This window comes from Clostridium beijerinckii HUN142, from assembly GCF_000621745.1.
GTDB classification, from domain to species: domain Bacteria; phylum Bacillota; class Clostridia; order Clostridiales; family Clostridiaceae; genus Clostridium; species Clostridium beijerinckii_A.
Window position 1 is genome coordinate 341,597 of the sequence record NZ_KK211336.1, and the last position, 17,438, is coordinate 359,034.

The window sequence follows — 17,438 nt, forward strand, 5'->3', positions numbered from 1 at the left end:
TATAAGAAAATATAGGTTTACTTTTTTATTAGTGTATATTTTAGGGCTTACTTAAGGATAGAAGAAAATTACATAAATTTTTGATACTAATAAAAACCTATTAGACTATTTATATAAAACAATTTGGGGAGGAAACTTGATGAATTTACAAATTAAAGAGTTATTAGAAAAAAGAATATTAGTACTAGATGGGGCTATGGGGACTTGTATTCAAAATTATAAATTAGAGGAAAAAGATTATAGGGGCAATCTAAACATCTCTTGTAATCAAAAGGGAAATAATGATATTTTAAATCTCACTAATCCTAATATAATAAGGGAAATTCATGAAGCCTATTTGGAGTCTGGTGCAGATATAATTGAAACTAACACATTTAATAGTACGAGTATATCTCAAAAAGACTACGAAATGGAAGATAAAATATATGAACTTAATTTTGAAGGTGCAAAGCTTGCAAAAGAAGCTGCAGATAAATTTACAGGAGAAAATCCAGATAAACCGCGTTTTGTAGCAGGATCACTTGGACCTACAAATAAAACTGCATCTTTATCACCTGATGTTGAAAATCCAGGTTATAGAAATATAAGCTTTGATGAATTAGTTGAAGCATATAAAGAACAAGTTTTAGGGCTTATAGATGGAGGAGTAGATTTAATTCTCATAGAAACAATTTTTGATGCATTAAATGCAAGAGCTGCTCTTATGGGAGCAAAGCAAGGATTTCAAGAAAAAGGCAAGGACTTACCTGTAATAATATCTGGTACTATTGCTGATAAAAGTGGGAGAATTCTTTCGGGTCAGACTTTAGAAGCTTTTGCAAATACTATGGTGGATGAAAGTATAATTGCAATAGGACTTAATTGTTCTTTTGGAGCAAAAGATTTGATACCATTTGTAAAATATCTTTCAAGAACTCAAAATAGATACATAAGTGTTTACCCTAATGCAGGACTTCCAAATTCTTTTGGGGAATATGATGAAAAGCCAGAAGAAACTGCAGCTTTAATAAAAAATTTAGCAGAGGACGGATGCCTTAATATTGTAGGCGGATGTTGTGGTACAACACCAGAGCATATAAAAGCAGTAAGTGAAGCTATAAAAGACATTTCACCTAGAAAGATACCAGACATTGAAACTGAAACTGTTTATTGTGGTTTAGAAGCTCTTAGAGCAAATAAGGAAAATAGCTTTATTAATATTGGTGAAAGAACAAACGTAGCAGGTTCAGCAAAATTTGCAAGATTAATTAGAGAAAAGAATTATGAAGAAGCTTTATCTATAGCTAAAGATCAAGTTGAAAATGGGGCACAAATAGTTGATATTAACTTTGATGATGCTCTCTTAGATGCCAAAGAAGAGATGGATAAATTCTTAAAGCTTTTAGCAAGTGAACCTGAAATTTCAAAGGTTCCAGTAATGATAGATTCTTCTAAGTTTGAGGCTCTTGTAACTGGACTTAAGGCCATCCAAGGGAAACCAATAGTAAATTCCATAAGTCTTAAGGTAGGGGAAGAAGAATTTAAGAGACAGGCGTCCATTATAAAAGATTTTGGAGCAGCTGTTGTAGTTATGGCTTTTGATGAAAATGGTCAGGCAGATTCTTATGAGAAAAAAATTAGCATATGCAAAAGAGCTTATGACATTTTAGTAAATGAAGTTAATTTCCCTCCACAAAATATAGTATTTGACCCTAATATTTTAACAATTGCTACAGGAATAGAAGAGCATAATAATTATGCAGTAGATTTTATTAATGCAACTAAATGGATAAAAGAGAATTTACCTTATGCAAAAGTAAGCGGTGGTGTAAGTAATCTTTCATTTGCATTTAGAGGTAATAATGTAATAAGAGAAGCTATGCACTCAGTATTTTTATATCATGCAATAAAAAATGGAATGGATATGGGGATCGTAAACCCTGGAATGATACAAATTTATGATGAAATTGATAAAGGCTTACTTGAAAAAGTAGAAGCGGTTATTTTTAATAAAAGCGAAAATGCAGCAGATGAGCTTTTAGAATTTGCAGCTAACTATAATAAAGTAGATAATAAAGCTGAAGAAAACAAGGAAGCCTGGAGAAATGAAAATGTCAAAGAGAGGTTAAAAACTGCTTTAGTAAAGGGTATAGATAAATATATTAAAGAAGATGTAGAAGAGGTAAGAGCAGAATATAGCAAGTCCTTAGAAGTAATAGAAGGACCTCTTATGGATGGAATGAATGAAGTAGGGAAACTTTTTGGGGATGGTAAGATGTTCTTACCTCAGGTTGTAAAAAGTGCTAGAGTTATGAAAAAGGCTGTAGAAGTTTTAAGACCATATTTAGAAGAAGAAAAAAGCAGCAGCGGAAGCATTAGCGCTGGAAAAGTAGTTTTTGCGACTGTAAAAGGTGATGTTCATGATATAGGTAAAAATATTGTGTCAGTAGTGCTTTCGTGTAATAACTTTGAAGTTATAGACCTTGGGGTAATGGTTCCTACTGAAGTTATTTTAGAAACAGCTAAGAAAGAAAATGCAGATATTATTGCTTTAAGTGGTCTTATAACTCCATCTTTAGAGGAAATGGCAAACGTAGCAGAAGAGATGGAAAAGCAAGGATTTAAAATTCCTCTAATGGTAGGTGGAGCTACAACATCAAAGGCTCATACAGCAATTAAAATTGCACCTAAGTATTCTGGTGGAGTAATTCATACAACTGATGCGTCAAAAGCTGTTGAAGCTGCTAAACTTCTTTTAAATAAGGATAAAAAAGCTGAATATCTTAATAAAATAGAATCAGAATATGAAACTTTAAGAGAAACATTTAACAAAGTACCTAGAAAATTTGTCACTTTAGATTATGCAAGGGAAAATAATTTCAAGAAAGAATGGGATAAAGAGGAAATAGAGAAGCCTAAAATGTTAGGTATAAAGAAATTTCTTGATTTTCCTATAGGGAAATTAAGAAAATATATAGATTGGAGCTTTTTCTTCATTGCTTGGGATATGGGAATGACATATCCACAAATCCTTGAAGACGCAAAATACGGTGAAGAAGCTAAAAAATTATTAGCTGATGCTGAAAAAATGCTTGATAAAATAGAGCGTGAAAATATTTTAAAAGCAAATGCAGCCTTTGGTCTCTTCGAAGCTAATTCTGTAGGCGATAATATTGAAGTCTATAATGATTCTGAAATGATTAACTTTAATCTTTTAAGGCAGCAAGAAGTGAAAAAAGATAATACATATATGTGCTTATCTGATTTTATAGCTCCTAAAGATACTGGAATAAAGGATTATATAGGTGCTTTCATAACAACAGGTGGAATAGGCGCAAAAGAATACGAAGATAAGCTTAAAGCCTCTGGTGATGATTATGGTGCAACAATGGTTATTTTACTTGCAGATAGACTTGCAGAAGCTTTTGCAGAATATGTTCATGAAAAAGTGAGAAAAGAATACTGGGCATATTCGCCAGATGAGAATTTATCCATCGAAGAAATATTTAAAGGTAAGTATAGAGGAATAAGACCTGCAATTGGTTACCCTTCACTTAGAGATCACTCAGAAAAAGTTAAATTATTTAACTTGCTTGATAAAGAAGGAGAGCTTAATGTAAAACTTACTGAAAGCTATATGATGTCACCAACTGCAAGCACCTGTGGTCTTTACTTTGGAAATAAAGATGCCAAGTACTTTGACATTAATAAAATAGATCAGGATCAGTTTAACGATTATGCTCAAAGGAATGGCAGAGATAAAGGTGAGCTTAAAAAGCTTATGTATACAATTATAGATTGATATATTAAAAATTATACTCATTTAAATCAATTGATTAATAGATGTAGGTAAGTAATGAGAAATCCTGCTAGCAGGTTTTGATATCTTTCTCTTACAACAAAAAGACCCACGAAAATCTGATTTGGAATGTACCTTGAATACTATTATTATAAAGGTATCATGTCAATTTTAGCTTTCGTGGGTTATTTTTATTAGATTTAACTACAAGAATCATTTTTAAGAAGTTAAGAGAATATTTTTACGATATTCAGAAGGAGATTGCCCATAAATCTTTTTAAAGCTTATAGAAAACTTACTTGTGCTAGAATACCCTAAGCTAGCAGCAATTTTTTGAATAGATAGCTGATTGTTTGACATTAGTATTAATGAATGTTTCATTTTAACCTGACGAATATATCCCCCGATTGTTATATTAAAAAATAATTTAAATGATTCCCTTAACTTTGTTTTACCCATAGCAGCTATTTTACATAATTGATCAATTTCAGGAGGATTGGCTATATTTTGATCGAGTGCCAATTTTACTAGTTCCAATCTTTTTAATTCATTTAAAGGAAATTTACTGTGAATAGATTTTAATCGTTCTTCTTCTTTATTAAAGTTGCTTCTAATTATAGATAATAGCTCACCAATCTTACTCTCATAATATAAACGTGATTTTTCGCGGTATAATAGTTTCTGTTTTATTTGTAAAAAGAGCAGAGTTATTTCAGGAGTATTATAGTTAATAGATTTTGAACTAAAAGTTTTCTCAAAATTTATATAATTATCGATAAATTTATTCCCAATATTATTTCTTATGAAATCATCAAAAAGTAATATACATATGCATTTTATTGGGATATTAGGTTTGTAGCATATACGCCCTTGAGATATATTATTTATATAAACATTCACACCAGATGGTATTGAATATGTTTTTTTACCGTTCATTACTAAAGAAATATTACCTGATTCTAGCAAATAGATTTCAGTGAATGTTTGATTTACTTGGTAATGATACTCGATTTTTTTATATGCTACCCAATCACACATAGAAATAAAAACCCCAGGAGCAGGATTTATTTGATAAATATAACCTGTTCCATTTTTTATTGGTACTTCATAAATTTGTTCCTCATTTTGAGTAGTCTTTTTAAACGAAAGTTGTTCAGCTAAATTGCCATAACCTTTTCTATATATTGTGTCTATTTGGTTCTCGTTCTTCAAGTTAATCACTCCATTCTAAAAGTATATAAATATTACATTAAAGTCCCAATATATCTTTTTTTTATTTATAATTATCCCTCAATATCACGCTGGTGTATGTGGATAGTATTAGAAAAGCTTATTTTATAAGTGATTCATTTAAATGCCTTAAGAATATGACCTTTTGTAAGACATTTTGACAAAACAATTAATTATCATTATCATTTGAAATAAGAAATCAAATGAATCATTTGTATATTTTAACATTTATTTCATGTAAATTCAAACTTATAGAGAATTTAATACATAATTATAAAAAGTAGTTGCAAGGAGTTTAATCTTTATATGAATCTAAAAAAAATTGTTATTAAAGATATTGAGCAGTTAGGATCAAATAGTTATTTAGACTTTGATAATGAAGAACTATATCTATATTTATCAAGTATAAAAAATATTTCAGAACCACAAAAATTATATAATTATCTTTCTATTAGTGAAATAGAAAAAGCAAATAATTTTAAGTTTGAAGAAGATACGTTTAGATTTATTTTAGGACATAGCTTAACAAGAAGCATTTTAGGAAAGTACTTGGGTATATTTCCATTTAAGCTGACTTTTAAGTATGGAGATTCTGGCAAGCCACAATTAGAGAATACTAAACAAAATATTTTTTTTAATATATCTCACTCTAATGAATTTGTAGCTATAATTTTTTCCAAAATAAGATTGATTGGCGTAGATATTGAACATATTGATAAAAATAAAGAAAATGAAAAGATAGTTAGTAATTTTTTTAATAAGAATGAAATTGAAGAATACTTCAATTTAAAAGATAGCCAAAAAATTGAAGCTTTTTATCGTTATTGGACTTGCAAAGAAGCTTATGTAAAAGCTATAGGCAAAGGGTTAAACTGTTCATTTAAATCTTTTAATGTATCCAATATTTATAGTAAGAGGATAACAATTAAAGGTAAAGGTATTGAAAATGAAAGATGGAATATTAAGGCGTTTAATCATGGGGAGAAATATGTTGGTGCAGTAGCATTTTATAAATAGCTCTACAACAATGATATATTGATTTGAAAAGCAAATTATTGGAGATTTGTGATAGAAATATTTAAGTCTTTTTAAGAAGTAATAACATTAAAATTATATGTATTAATGCTGAAAGGAGCAGAATTAATGAGAAAAGAAAAAATTAATGGAGATAATCAATGTGCAGAAGAAAATGATAGCAGTTGTATAGTGACGGAATTCAAAATTGGCAAAAAAGAATGGGTTAAAATAAGACAAAATGCATATAAAAAAAATAGTGAACCATTAGCTGTAATATTGACATCTATAGGAGAAGTTTTTGGCAGATGGGGTGACGGCACAAATTTAATGATTACACTTAATAGCAATCTATATAAAGGATTTAGAGCAGATTTTAAATCAGGAAAAGAAATTTTCCTTAATTATAAGTGCAGTTTGGGAGAGAGCTTTAGCAATACCTGTATTAAGGTACAAGAAGAACTTGAAAATCTTATAAGAAAAGAACAAGATGCAGTGAATTTAAATTTAAATGAAACTGATGAAAATATGGATAACAAAAATCAAAAAATAAATATTATTTCCTGCAATGATTATATGGAAGAGGAGTCTTTAAGGATAAAAGTGAATTTATGTGAAGAGTTTCATTTAGAAGGGGTGATAGATACAATAATTTCTGTTTATGAGTGCTTTGCAAATTGGATAGCTGAGACAAAATGGGACAGTGAAATTCCAGAATTAATGCCAGAGAGCCAAAGAAAGCTCCGTGATAGTGTAAATAATACGGAAGTTTCAATTGAAAAAAAATTATTGCATGAAGATTTTTTTATTAATGCAAAAAAGTATCCTGAACGTCAGGCAGTGTTATGGACTGAAAATGGAATAATAAAATCTATATCATATGGTGAACTTACAGATAAGTCCTTAAAATTAGCAAGGCTATTAATTAATAGAGGAATTAAAGAGGGGGATATTGTTTCTATAACTCAGTCTAGAGGAATAAGCCAAATTATTTCTATATTAGGTATTTTAGCTGTAGGAGCAGCCTATGTCCCTGTAGGAGTTAAACAGCCTAAAGAACGTAGAGATAAAATATATAAATCAGGTGGAATAAAATATGTAATAACAAATAAAAGAGATAAGGAAAGAGTTTTTTTCTCTGATGAGATTGAAACAATTTTAATTGAAGACTCTAAAGACCTTAAACCTCTTGATGAATATATTTCTGTAAACACAAATTCTCTGGCATATATAATCTTTACTTCTGGTTCAACAGGAGCTCCAAAGGGCGTAGAAATCATGCATGAATCTGCATATAACACTATATTAGACATAAATAAAAGATTTTCAGTTACAGATAAGGATAGAATTCTTGCCGTTTCTGCATTAGATTTTGATTTATCTGTTTATGATATATTTGGCCTTCTTTCTGCTGGTGGAGGAATTGTATTATTAGATGAAAAAGAAGAACGGGAAGCCTTAATTTGGAATGAATTAATTTATAATCTTAATATAACAGTTTGGAATTCAGTGCCGGCTCTTTTAGATATGCTGTTAATGGCAAATCACAATAATAAGTTATTATCTTCATTACGTTTGGTATTGGTATCTGGAGATTGGATAGGACTTGATATTTATCCTAGATTGTTAGAAAAAGCAGGCAAGTGTAGATTTATTGCCCTTGGAGGTGCAACTGAAGCATCCATATGGTCAAATTATTATGAAGTTGATCATGTGGATAGTAACTGGACTTCCATTCCATACGGTAAACCATTAAGTAATCAAAGCTTTAGAGTTGTAGATAAATTAGGCAGAGATTGCTTAGATATGGTTTCAGGAGAATTATTAATTGGCGGAATGGGGGTTGCACGAGGATATGTTGGTAATAAGGAGTTAACCTCTAAGAGTTTTATTGAAATAGAAAATAAACGTTGGTATCGTACTGGAGACTTTGGAAGATATAGATCTGATGGAATAATTGAATTTATGGGAAGAGCTGATCAGCAAGTAAAGCTAAGAGGATTTCGTATTGAACTTGGAGAAATTGAGGAAGTATTAAAGAAATATAAGGGAGTAAACAAAGCTGTTGCATTAATAGCATCTAATAGCGGATTAAAGCATTTAGCAGCAGCTATTGAACCAGAAGTTGTTTCTGGAGCTGAGTATAGTGACTTTAAAGCTAAAGATCAGAAAATAGAAGATTATAGAAAAGATAATGTTGAAATGCAATCTGAAATGGTAGAAGCATTACTTATAGAAATTCTTAATCTTAATAGTCTGCAAAACTCTTCAATGAATGAGGATAGAATTATAAGAGAATTAAGTATTGATAATGAGTTTCAATACTTGTTGAAAGTATGGTTATCATGGTTAGTGAAAAGAGAGGTTATAAAGTGCCATGATGGAAATATTGATGGTGGCTTAAAACTTTCAAAAGCACTTGCTTATTTGGAAAATATGAAGAAATCTACAATAAATAATGAAGACTCGCTGATTATTGAAATTGGAAAGTACGTTTTAGAGAAAATAGATGATTATAGGAAGATATTAAAAGGGGAAAAGCCGGTAATATCTATTCTCGAAGACAATATAATTTCACCTGAAAATATATCAGCAAGAGATTTAGATAGGATTAATGGTATTCAAATTATTGCTGATAAAATTAAAAAAATATCTAGCGCGCTTAAAAAGCCGGTAGAGGTTGCTTTGCTTGGTGGAAGAAGTGGAGTATTAGGAAAAATGCTTTTAGATAAGCTTAAACCAGAAGATATAAAATTAACTTATTTAGATTCAGCTTCTTCAATGATAAAAAGTGCAAAGAAAATAATGAATTCTAAAGAACATTTTATAGAATTTTGTTTGTTGAAAGAGGATCAAGTTCCTGATAAGCTTCGTTATTCATTTGATTTGGTTTTAGCCTTTAATTCTCTTCACCGTTATTATAATGCTTATCAAGGAATTTTAATTGGGGCTATGCTGCTTAAAAATGGTGGGAAAATATTTGCATTAGAAAACAGTGAGCTTACACCTATTGCTTTATTAACAGCATCAGTATTAGAAAAAGGTTTTAAAGATTTTGATGATGATAGAAAAGCATCTGATAATCCAATGCTTACAGCAGATAAATGGGGAAGTTTATTAGCAAAAGCAGGTTTTGAAAATATAAATTATGAGTCAATAAAAGATTCCTTTACGGAATTCATAGAAGCAGATTTTCAAAATGATAGATTTATTTTAAAAGAAGAAAATTTGTTGAATTTTATGAAATCTAATTTACCAGAGTATATGATTCCAGAAAAAATAGATATATTACCTATTATCCCATTAACGTCTAATGGAAAAGTTGATAGAAAAGCTATTGAAAAAATTTTATTATCTTCATCAGAAAGAAATGATATTGATGAAGTTCATGATGGAACAGAAAAAGAAATTGAAGAAATGTGGAAGAGGATTATAGAAGTTGATTTCATAGGCCGTAATCAAGGCTTTTTCGAAATTGGAGGAGACAGTCTTTTAGCAACACGTTTTATTTCAGAAGTTAAGGAGAGGTTTGGAATTAACTTATCATTAAGGGAAATGTTTGAAAAGCCGCTGCTATATGAGATAGCAGAAAGAATTGAAGAAAACTTAGAAGAAGGCAATCAAGACGTGTGTTTAATGGAGGAAGGGGAAATATGATTGGAATTATAGGGGGGTATGGAGAAGTAGGTTTAGAAGTTACCCGTTTACTTAAAAAATATAATAAACATTCATTGAGAATAGGCGGAAGAAATATTAAATTAGCAAAAATGAAATTGCAAAAAGAATTATTTGATGTTGAATGGATGCAGGTTGATGTTGATAGTGACAGGAGCGTGGAAGCTTTTATAGATGGATGTGACTTGATTATAAATTGTGTAGGTCCATCTTATAATTCAGAATCTTTAGCTGCTAAAAAATGTTTTGAAAAGAAATGCAATTACGTTGATCTTGGAATTAATAAAAAATTAGAATCCATGAGAAATATTAATAATGATATAACGGCAATATATGGTGCTGGATTTATGCCAGGGTTATCAGGAATATTGCCTAGATGGCTAGCGCAAAAATTCCATAAAGTATCATCTTTAACTTGTTATACAGGTATTTCGGATAAATTTACATCTTCAGCAGCTGAAGACTATTTAGCAGGTATTTTTGATAGTAACAAGTCTTTAGCAGCATGGAAAGAAGGAAAGGTAGTTAACTCATGTTTAAAAAGAAAAACTAATGTTCAGCTTCCTTATTTTTTGGAAGAAGTTAATTTATATCCATATTTTGATAAGGAAACAGAATATGTAGCGGAGTCCATAGGAATTGAAGATGGTGAGTGGTATATGGCTTTTGAAGGGGAAAATATTCAATCTGTTTTAGAAAAAGTGTGTTTTGAATTTATATCCGATAAAAAAAATGCAGTTAAACATCTTTGCATGGCTACGACACTTGATTCAATTGAAATCGGAAGTTATGTAAATTTTCTCGTAGAGATGCATGGAATTGAAGAAGAAAATGAAATAGTAAAAACACTTATTTTACAAATGGATAAACCATCAGTATTAACTGGAACTATGGCAGCTTTAGCAGGAATAGCTATTTTGGAAGGCAGAGTTAAAAAAGGCGTGTATCCTTTGGCAGAAGTTTCAGGCACAGAAAATTTAATAGAAAAATTAAATGAAGTGAAGGTTCTAAGGAGTTTTCAAATTCAAAATTATCCTGTTAAAGAATTACTTAGAGTGGTGGAGGGAGAAATATGAATGGAGAAAAATTGAGAGTTATAGTTTGTGGCTCTACTTTTGGACAATTTTATTTTGAGGCATTAAAAACATTATCTAGCGATTTTGAAATTGTTGGGCTTTTGGCTAATGGAAGTGATAGATCGAAAAAATGTGCAGAAAATTATGGTGTAAATTTATATACAAAGGTAAATCAGATACCTAAAAATATAGATTTAGCATGTGTAGTATTACGTTCAGGAGTTTTAGGCGGAATGGGAACGAATATTTCATTAGAGCTTCTTAATAGAGGAATTAATGTTATTCAGGAGCAGCCAATACACAGCAGGGATATTTCGGAATGTTTAAGAGCAGCAAGCCAAAATAATGTTGTTTTTATGACAGGAGATCTCTATATTAATCTGCCTTCAGTTAAGCAATTTATAACATGTGCAAAAGCAATAACAGATAAACAAGAGCTTTTATATATTGATGGGGCCTTTGCTTCACAGGTATCATATCCAATGATTCATATTCTTATGGAAGCATTGCCGTCAATTAGAAATTTTAAAATAGACAATGTTAGTAAAAGCAAAAGCCCATTTCAAATTATTACAGGAGAAATTGGAGATATTCCATTTACTTTTAGGGTTCATAATGAAGTAAATCCAGATGACCCGGATAATTATATGCATTTATTGCATCGCATTGAAATTGGCTGTGACGGGGGAAGTTTATTATTATCAGATACACATGGTCCATTGCTATGGCATCCTCGAATGCATGTCCCAAAAGATTCAATAACATTGGAAGACTTTGCGGATAAAGGAACATTGGAGTTTTTTGAAAAAACCACTGAAATATTAGGCATAACAGAAATAGAAAATTATAGAGATATTTTCACTAAAATATGGCCAGAAGCTATTGTAGAAGATTTATTAGTAATTAAGGAAATGATTTTAGGAAATATAAATGTGAATATGCATGGTCAAAGGGAATTGTTATGTTCAAATCAATGGCATAATATCACAAAAGAGTTAGGGTATCCCACTTTAAAAAGTGCATCAAAGCATAATATATTTCCAGTAGATATATTAAAAAAAGCTATTTTAGAAGATTCAAATAAGACAAGTACTAATATTAATGATAAATTTCCATATAAGATACCGAGAGATATTCAATCTTGCAGTGAATGTGGTAAAAGCGAACTTGGAAATATAGATGCTAAATTAGTCAGATTATATAATGAAAATCTGAATGAAGCGGTTTTAACCTCTATGTTATATTCACTACAAATAAAAGGAGCTTTGGTAAATAAAGAACAAAAATATAGTAAAAGAGAGATTTTAGATATTTCTAATACAGCTATGGAGCATGAAAGCTTAATTATAAAATGGTTAGAATTATTGAAAAAAAATAAGTATATAAAATGTGATGATGAGCTATATTATGGAGCTGATATTATATCAGGTATGAAATTAAACAAATGTTGGGATAACGTGAGAAACATATGGGAAAGTGGCTTTGGTTCTAAGGAAACAATGGATTATTTCATACGCAATGTTAAAAAGCTTCCACAATTAATGAGTGGAGAGCAGAAAGCCGTATTTTTGCTGTTCCCAGAAGGAAAATTTGATTGTGCTTATTCAATGTATCACGATATGGTAACTGTTCGTTATTTAAATAAAATTTTATCAGAAGCTGTTATTCGTATCAGTGCAGAAAAAAAGATTTCAATTGGCAGTGAGTCAAAAGGAGAGCTTAGAATTGTTGAAATTGGAGCTGGAACAGGTGCAACCACTGATGGGGTCGTAAAAAGGTTAATAGAAATTGAAAAAATAATAAATATAAAATATTTATTTACAGATATATCAAATTACTTTTTGTCAGCTGCAAAACAAAAGTTTGGGAATAACCCTTGGATGGAATTTAAGACTATAAATATCGATAAAAATTTTATTACACAAGGATTAACACCAAAAAGTACAGATATTATTATTGCAGCTGGAGTCATAAACAATGCTTTTGATACAGATAGTGTTATAAAAGGACTAATGGAATTATTAGTTCCTGGAGGATGGATACTCATTACAGAGGCAGTCCATGAGTGTATGGAAATGTTGATTTCTCAAGCGTTTATGATGACAGATCCGAAAGATGATAGAAGTAATACAAGAACTACATTCATGACAATAGATCAATGGGAAGAGGTATTTTATAATGCAGGAGCTGAGAAGGTCTTAATACTGCCAGAGGATGATCACATAATATCTCCACTAGGTCAGAGACTTTTTGCTGTAAAAAAAAGAAAATAAGAGAGGGAGTATATTATGTATAACCAAAATTTAAATATAGATGATCTAATAAATGCATTAATAAAAAAAGGTGCAACACTTTGGGAGGAAGATGGAAAACTAAAATATAAATATCCACAAGGAGCAATAGATAATGCGGATCTAAAGGTTATGAAAGAATATAAACTAGATATTTTAGATGCACTAAAAAATAGAAAAAATGAATTAACTATTGAAAGCAATCCTGAAAATAAATATGAACCATTTCCGTTGACGGATATACAGTCTGCATATTTACTTGGCAGAAATGATGCATTTGGATATGGTGGATGTGCTTGCCATATTTATATGGAAATAATTTATTCAGAGCTAAATCATGAGCTTTGTGAAAACATTTGGAATAAGCTGGTTGAAAGGCATGACATGCTTAGAGCTGTGATTAATAAAAATGGATATCAAAGGGTATTAAATACAGTCCCTAAATTAGAAGTACCATATTACGATATGAGTACATTAAACAGCCAGGAAGCTGATAAAAAGTTAGAAACTATACGTGATAAAATGGGCATTTCCACATATGATACAGAAAATTGGCCTTTATTTGGTGTAGCTGTATCAAAAACTCCAGATAATTCAATTTTACATTTTTCTATAGAATTTTTAATTGCAGATTGGGCAAGTATATGGCTTCTCCTTTGTGAATTTGAAAATTTATATTCTAATCCAGAAAAGCCACTTGATAAACTTGATTTAAGTTTTAGAGATTATCTAATAGCTGAAAAGCGTTTAAAAGGAAGTATAAATTATTCTAATGATAAAGAATATTGGTTAAAACGTATTGACTCTATTCCAGCTGCTCCAGATCTTCCAGTGGTTGAATCAAAAAAATTCAAAGAAAAAGTTGAATTTGAAAGACATACAGTTGTAATGAATAAAAAAGAATGGGATGAATTTAAGCAAAGATCACAAAGTTATGGAATAACACCTACTGTTGCAATTATGAGTGCATATGCGTCTGTAATAGAGCGTTGGAGCAGTAATAATAAATTTTGCTTAAATCTTACAGTATTAAATAGATTACCAGTACATCCACAAGTTAATGATATTGTAGGTGATTTTACAACAATAAATCTGCTTGAGGTAGATTGGAATGATGATAGTTCTTTTAGTGAAAATGCAAAAAAAATCGGTAAACAATTATTTGAAGATTTAGATCATAGATTGTTTTCAGGGGTAGAGGTATTAAGAGAGATATCAAAGAAACAAGGAGGAAATGCTTCTTTAATGCCTGTGGTATTTACGAGTGCTATTGGTCTTATTAAATCATCAGAATCAGATCAATTAAAGGGAAATATTGGAGAGCATGGAATAAGTCAGACACCACAGGTATTTATTGATTGCCAAGCTATGGACACTGAGCTGGGGCTTCAAATAAATTGGGATGTAAGAAAAAATGTATTTCCAGAAGGCATGATAGAAGACATGTTTAAAGCTTTTAAAGAGCTATTATTTTTGCTTACAATAACAGAAAATTCATGGGAAAGAGAAAGAATAATAGAATTACCTAAATGGCAAAAGGAAGAACGTGAAGAAGTAAATAATACAAAATTGCCACTGCCAAATCATCTATTACACAGTGGAATATTAAAACAGATAAAGTCAGTTCCAGAAAAAATTGCGGTCATAGATGACAAAGAAGAAGTCACATATATGGAGCTTGCATTAAAAGCCTCTGGGGTAATGAAAAAATTACAAGAAATTGATTGTAAAAAGCAGGATAAAGTTGCTGTTATTATGGATAAATCCGTACATCAGATAGAGGCAGTGCTTGGTATATTATCAATTGGAGCTGTATATGTTCCAATTGATACGACGCAGCCAGCCATAAGAATGAATGAAATGCTGAAAAGAACAGAAACTCGATGTATCTTAACTTGTTCAACTGTATCGATAAATTTCCCGGAAAATATAGAGGTAATATATGTAGATAAAATAACACCTCATGTGGAAAATATACTTGTGGAAGATGGAAATACGGATATGCCAAGTTATATCATTCATACATCAGGCTCAACAGGAATTCCTAAAAGCGTTGTAATCACACATGAAGCAGCTGTAAACACCATAGAAGATATTAATAAGAGATTTAATGTTGGAAGTGATGATAATATTCTTGGATTAGCACAATTGAGTTTTGATTTATCTGTTTACGATATATTTGGAATATTGTCTGTTGGAGGAACACTTATTTATCCATCTGTAGACAGACAGACTGATCCATCACACTGGGTTGATTTGATTTTAAAGCATGATATAACCATTTGGAATTCAGTTCCTGCACTCATGAGAATGTTGAGCTCATATTTAGATAGTGAAGTATCAATAAGATTACCAAAACTTCGTTTGGCTATGCTTTCAGGAGATTGGATACCACTAGAGCTTCCAGATAAGCTTCTTAAAAGAATTCCTGATTTGAAAATAATAAGCCTTGGAGGAGCAACAGAAGCATCAATATGGTCAATTTTTCATGAATATAAAGGTTTAAAGGAAAATTTAAATAGCATACCATATGGAAAACCTCTTTCTAATCAAAGTTTTTACATCTTAGATAAGAAGTTTAGGGACTGCCCTGTATGGGCTTCTGGAGACATATATATTTCGGGGGTTGGTTTAGCAAAGGAATATTATGGTGATATTAAAATAACAGAAGAAAGGTTTATTTATCACCCTGTTAACAAAGAGCGTCTTTATAAAACTGGCGATTTAGGAAGGTATCTTCCAGGTGGGGAAATAGAATTTTTAGGAAGACAGGACAATCAGGTAAAAATTAAGGGACACAGAATAGAACTGGGAGAAATAGAAACAGCACTTCAAAAACATCCAGCTGTTCATTCGGCAGCAGTTGTGACAGTTGGGAAGGAATACAATAAATTATTATTTGCTGTTGTTGAGGTATATAATCTCCATAATAAGACAAAAAAAGAGTTGATTTCAGATATAACTGAGTTTATAGCTGGTTTTCTGCCAAATCATATGATCCCTTCAGATATAGAGATAGTAGAGTCAATGCCATTAACAAGTAATAACAAAATTAATCGTAAAGAGATTATAGAATGGAAAAATAAAGCTGAAAATATAGCTTTAGATTCAAAAAATAAATTTAATTTATCAGATCCGTTAGCTGTTTTATTATCACAAATATGGTCAGAAGCATTAGGGATAAGTGGAATTAATGAAACACAAAATTTTTATGAATGTGGTGCAGATTCACTAATAATGGCTCAAGTATCGGGTAAATTAAGAGAAAATTTATCAAAAGAACCATATCATATGGATATTCAATTTGATGTTTTATTAAGACATATGATAAATAATCCAACTATAGGTCAATTGGCAGAGTTTATTAGGTCAAAAACCAATAAAGATGGAAGTAACGTAAGTGAATCTAGAGATAAAAATAAAGTTTTAACTAATGCTAATTTGAAATTTTATAATAAGCAAAATAATGATATGCTTAGAGTTGTTTTTCATGCAGGCCTAGGTTCTATGAGCTGCTTTAAAACATTAATGCCATATTTAATAAAACAAAATACTGGAACTGTGGTAGGAATAAATGTAGATGATATTAATTTATATTGTTCGTTTAAGGAAGAAGAAATCCTTGAAAAAATTGCAGATGATTATGCAGATCAGCTTATAAAAACAGGATATAAGGATATGCAGTTAATTGGATATAGCTTAGGTGGAATGATTGCAGTAGAAGTAGCAAGACGATTAGTTGAAAGAGATATAAATATAAAGGATTTAATATTGATTGATGGTCATCATATTCCATTTAAGGTAGAAGATGAATTAATTCTTGAAGCATTATTTGTTTCAAATATTAACCTTACCCTTGAACAGGCAGGATTCAATAATGTAAGCCATGAAGCTCTTATAAATGGAATATCAAAAGTATTAAAAGAAAATGGTGAAAGCATTCCGTTTAAAGCATCTTTAAGTATTGGAGGAGATGAAAGTCTTGATAAAGTAGGAGAGTTATTTAAAAAACTTTCAGAACTTACACAAAGAGAGAGATTTATAAGTTATGCAGCTGCAGTAGAAAAGTATAGTGGAGAACAAATGCCTCTAGAAATGATAGAAGGATTATTTAAAGTTTTTTGCCAAAGTTTTAAAGCTGCACATTTTAATCCTATGCCATACTTTGGAGATATTAGATTACTTTTATCATGTGAAGCCTTTCCTCTATTTTCAAACATCAATGAAATGACACGTGAATTTTGGAAGGAAATATGTCTTGGAAGGCTGTCAATAGAAGAAATAAAGGGTAATCATTTCACATGTATTGAAGAAGAAACAAATGCAGGAAATGTTGCTGAGATAATTGGAAAACCATTAATAAGAGAGTAAGAA

Annotated in this window: 7 protein-coding genes; 6 read left to right on the forward strand and 1 reads right to left on the reverse strand. The window is 30.6% G+C overall.

Going from position 1 to position 17,438, the window contains the following annotated elements; all coding sequences use genetic code 11:
• The first annotated feature begins 139 nt into the window (after positions 1 to 139).
• On the forward strand, positions 140 to 3,781 hold the full coding sequence (gene metH / locus T483_RS0122865) for a methionine synthase (protein WP_026888909.1): 3,642 nt from the start codon (positions 140 to 142) through the stop codon (positions 3,779 to 3,781).
• A 216-nt stretch (positions 3,782 to 3,997) separates the two neighbouring features.
• Here metH and T483_RS0122870 read toward each other — a convergent pair whose 3' ends face one another.
• Positions 3,998 to 4,999 (reverse strand): helix-turn-helix transcriptional regulator, encoded by a 1,002-nt coding sequence (locus tag T483_RS0122870; protein WP_431603162.1) that lies wholly within the window; start codon positions 4,997 to 4,999, stop codon positions 3,998 to 4,000.
• 315 nt (positions 5,000 to 5,314) lie between these two features.
• Between T483_RS0122870 and T483_RS0122875 the strand changes: the two genes are divergently transcribed.
• The 5 genes from T483_RS0122875 to T483_RS0122895 all read left to right on the forward strand — a co-directional run bounded on the left by T483_RS0122875 (position 5,315) and on the right by T483_RS0122895 (position 17,435).
• The gene (locus tag T483_RS0122875) at positions 5,315 to 6,025 is read left to right on the forward strand and encodes a 4'-phosphopantetheinyl transferase family protein (RefSeq protein ID WP_026888911.1); all 711 of its coding nucleotides are present in this window, start codon (positions 5,315 to 5,317) and stop codon (positions 6,023 to 6,025) included.
• Positions 6,026 to 6,151: 126 nt separating this feature from the next.
• Positions 6,152 to 9,679, forward strand: coding sequence for an amino acid adenylation domain-containing protein (locus tag T483_RS0122880; protein WP_026888912.1), 3,528 nt, complete (start codon positions 6,152 to 6,154; stop codon positions 9,677 to 9,679).
• Complete coding sequence (locus T483_RS0122885; protein ID WP_026888913.1) at positions 9,676 to 10,773, forward strand: saccharopine dehydrogenase NADP-binding domain-containing protein; 1,098 nt, start codon at positions 9,676 to 9,678, stop codon at positions 10,771 to 10,773. Before T483_RS0122880 ends, T483_RS0122885 begins: the two co-directional genes overlap by 4 nt.
• Positions 10,770 to 13,046: a bifunctional Gfo/Idh/MocA family oxidoreductase/class I SAM-dependent methyltransferase gene (locus T483_RS0122890; protein ID WP_026888914.1), complete on the forward strand. Its 2,277-nt coding sequence runs from the start codon at positions 10,770 to 10,772 to the stop codon at positions 13,044 to 13,046. The genes T483_RS0122885 and T483_RS0122890 overlap by 4 nt, the downstream gene beginning before the upstream one ends.
• 15 nt (positions 13,047 to 13,061) lie before the next feature.
• Entirely contained in the window at positions 13,062 to 17,435 is a 4,374-nt protein-coding gene (locus T483_RS0122895; RefSeq protein ID WP_035790510.1) for a non-ribosomal peptide synthetase, read from the forward strand.
• Positions 17,436 to 17,438 lie beyond the last annotated feature (3 nt).

What these genes read in the sequence shown, in the direction of transcription:
- metH (WP_026888909.1), top strand. Translation starts at nt 140, where the DNA reads ATGAATTTACAAATTAAAGAGTTATTAGAAAAAAGAATATTAGTACTA.
- T483_RS0122875 (WP_026888911.1), top strand. Translation starts at nt 5,315, where the DNA reads ATGAATCTAAAAAAAATTGTTATTAAAGATATTGAGCAGTTAGGATCA.
- T483_RS0122880 (WP_026888912.1), top strand. Translation starts at nt 6,152, where the DNA reads ATGAGAAAAGAAAAAATTAATGGAGATAATCAATGTGCAGAAGAAAAT.
- T483_RS0122885 (WP_026888913.1), top strand. Translation starts at nt 9,676, where the DNA reads ATGATTGGAATTATAGGGGGGTATGGAGAAGTAGGTTTAGAAGTTACC.
- T483_RS0122890 (WP_026888914.1), top strand. Translation starts at nt 10,770, where the DNA reads ATGAATGGAGAAAAATTGAGAGTTATAGTTTGTGGCTCTACTTTTGGA.
- T483_RS0122895 (WP_035790510.1), top strand. Translation starts at nt 13,062, where the DNA reads ATGTATAACCAAAATTTAAATATAGATGATCTAATAAATGCATTAATA.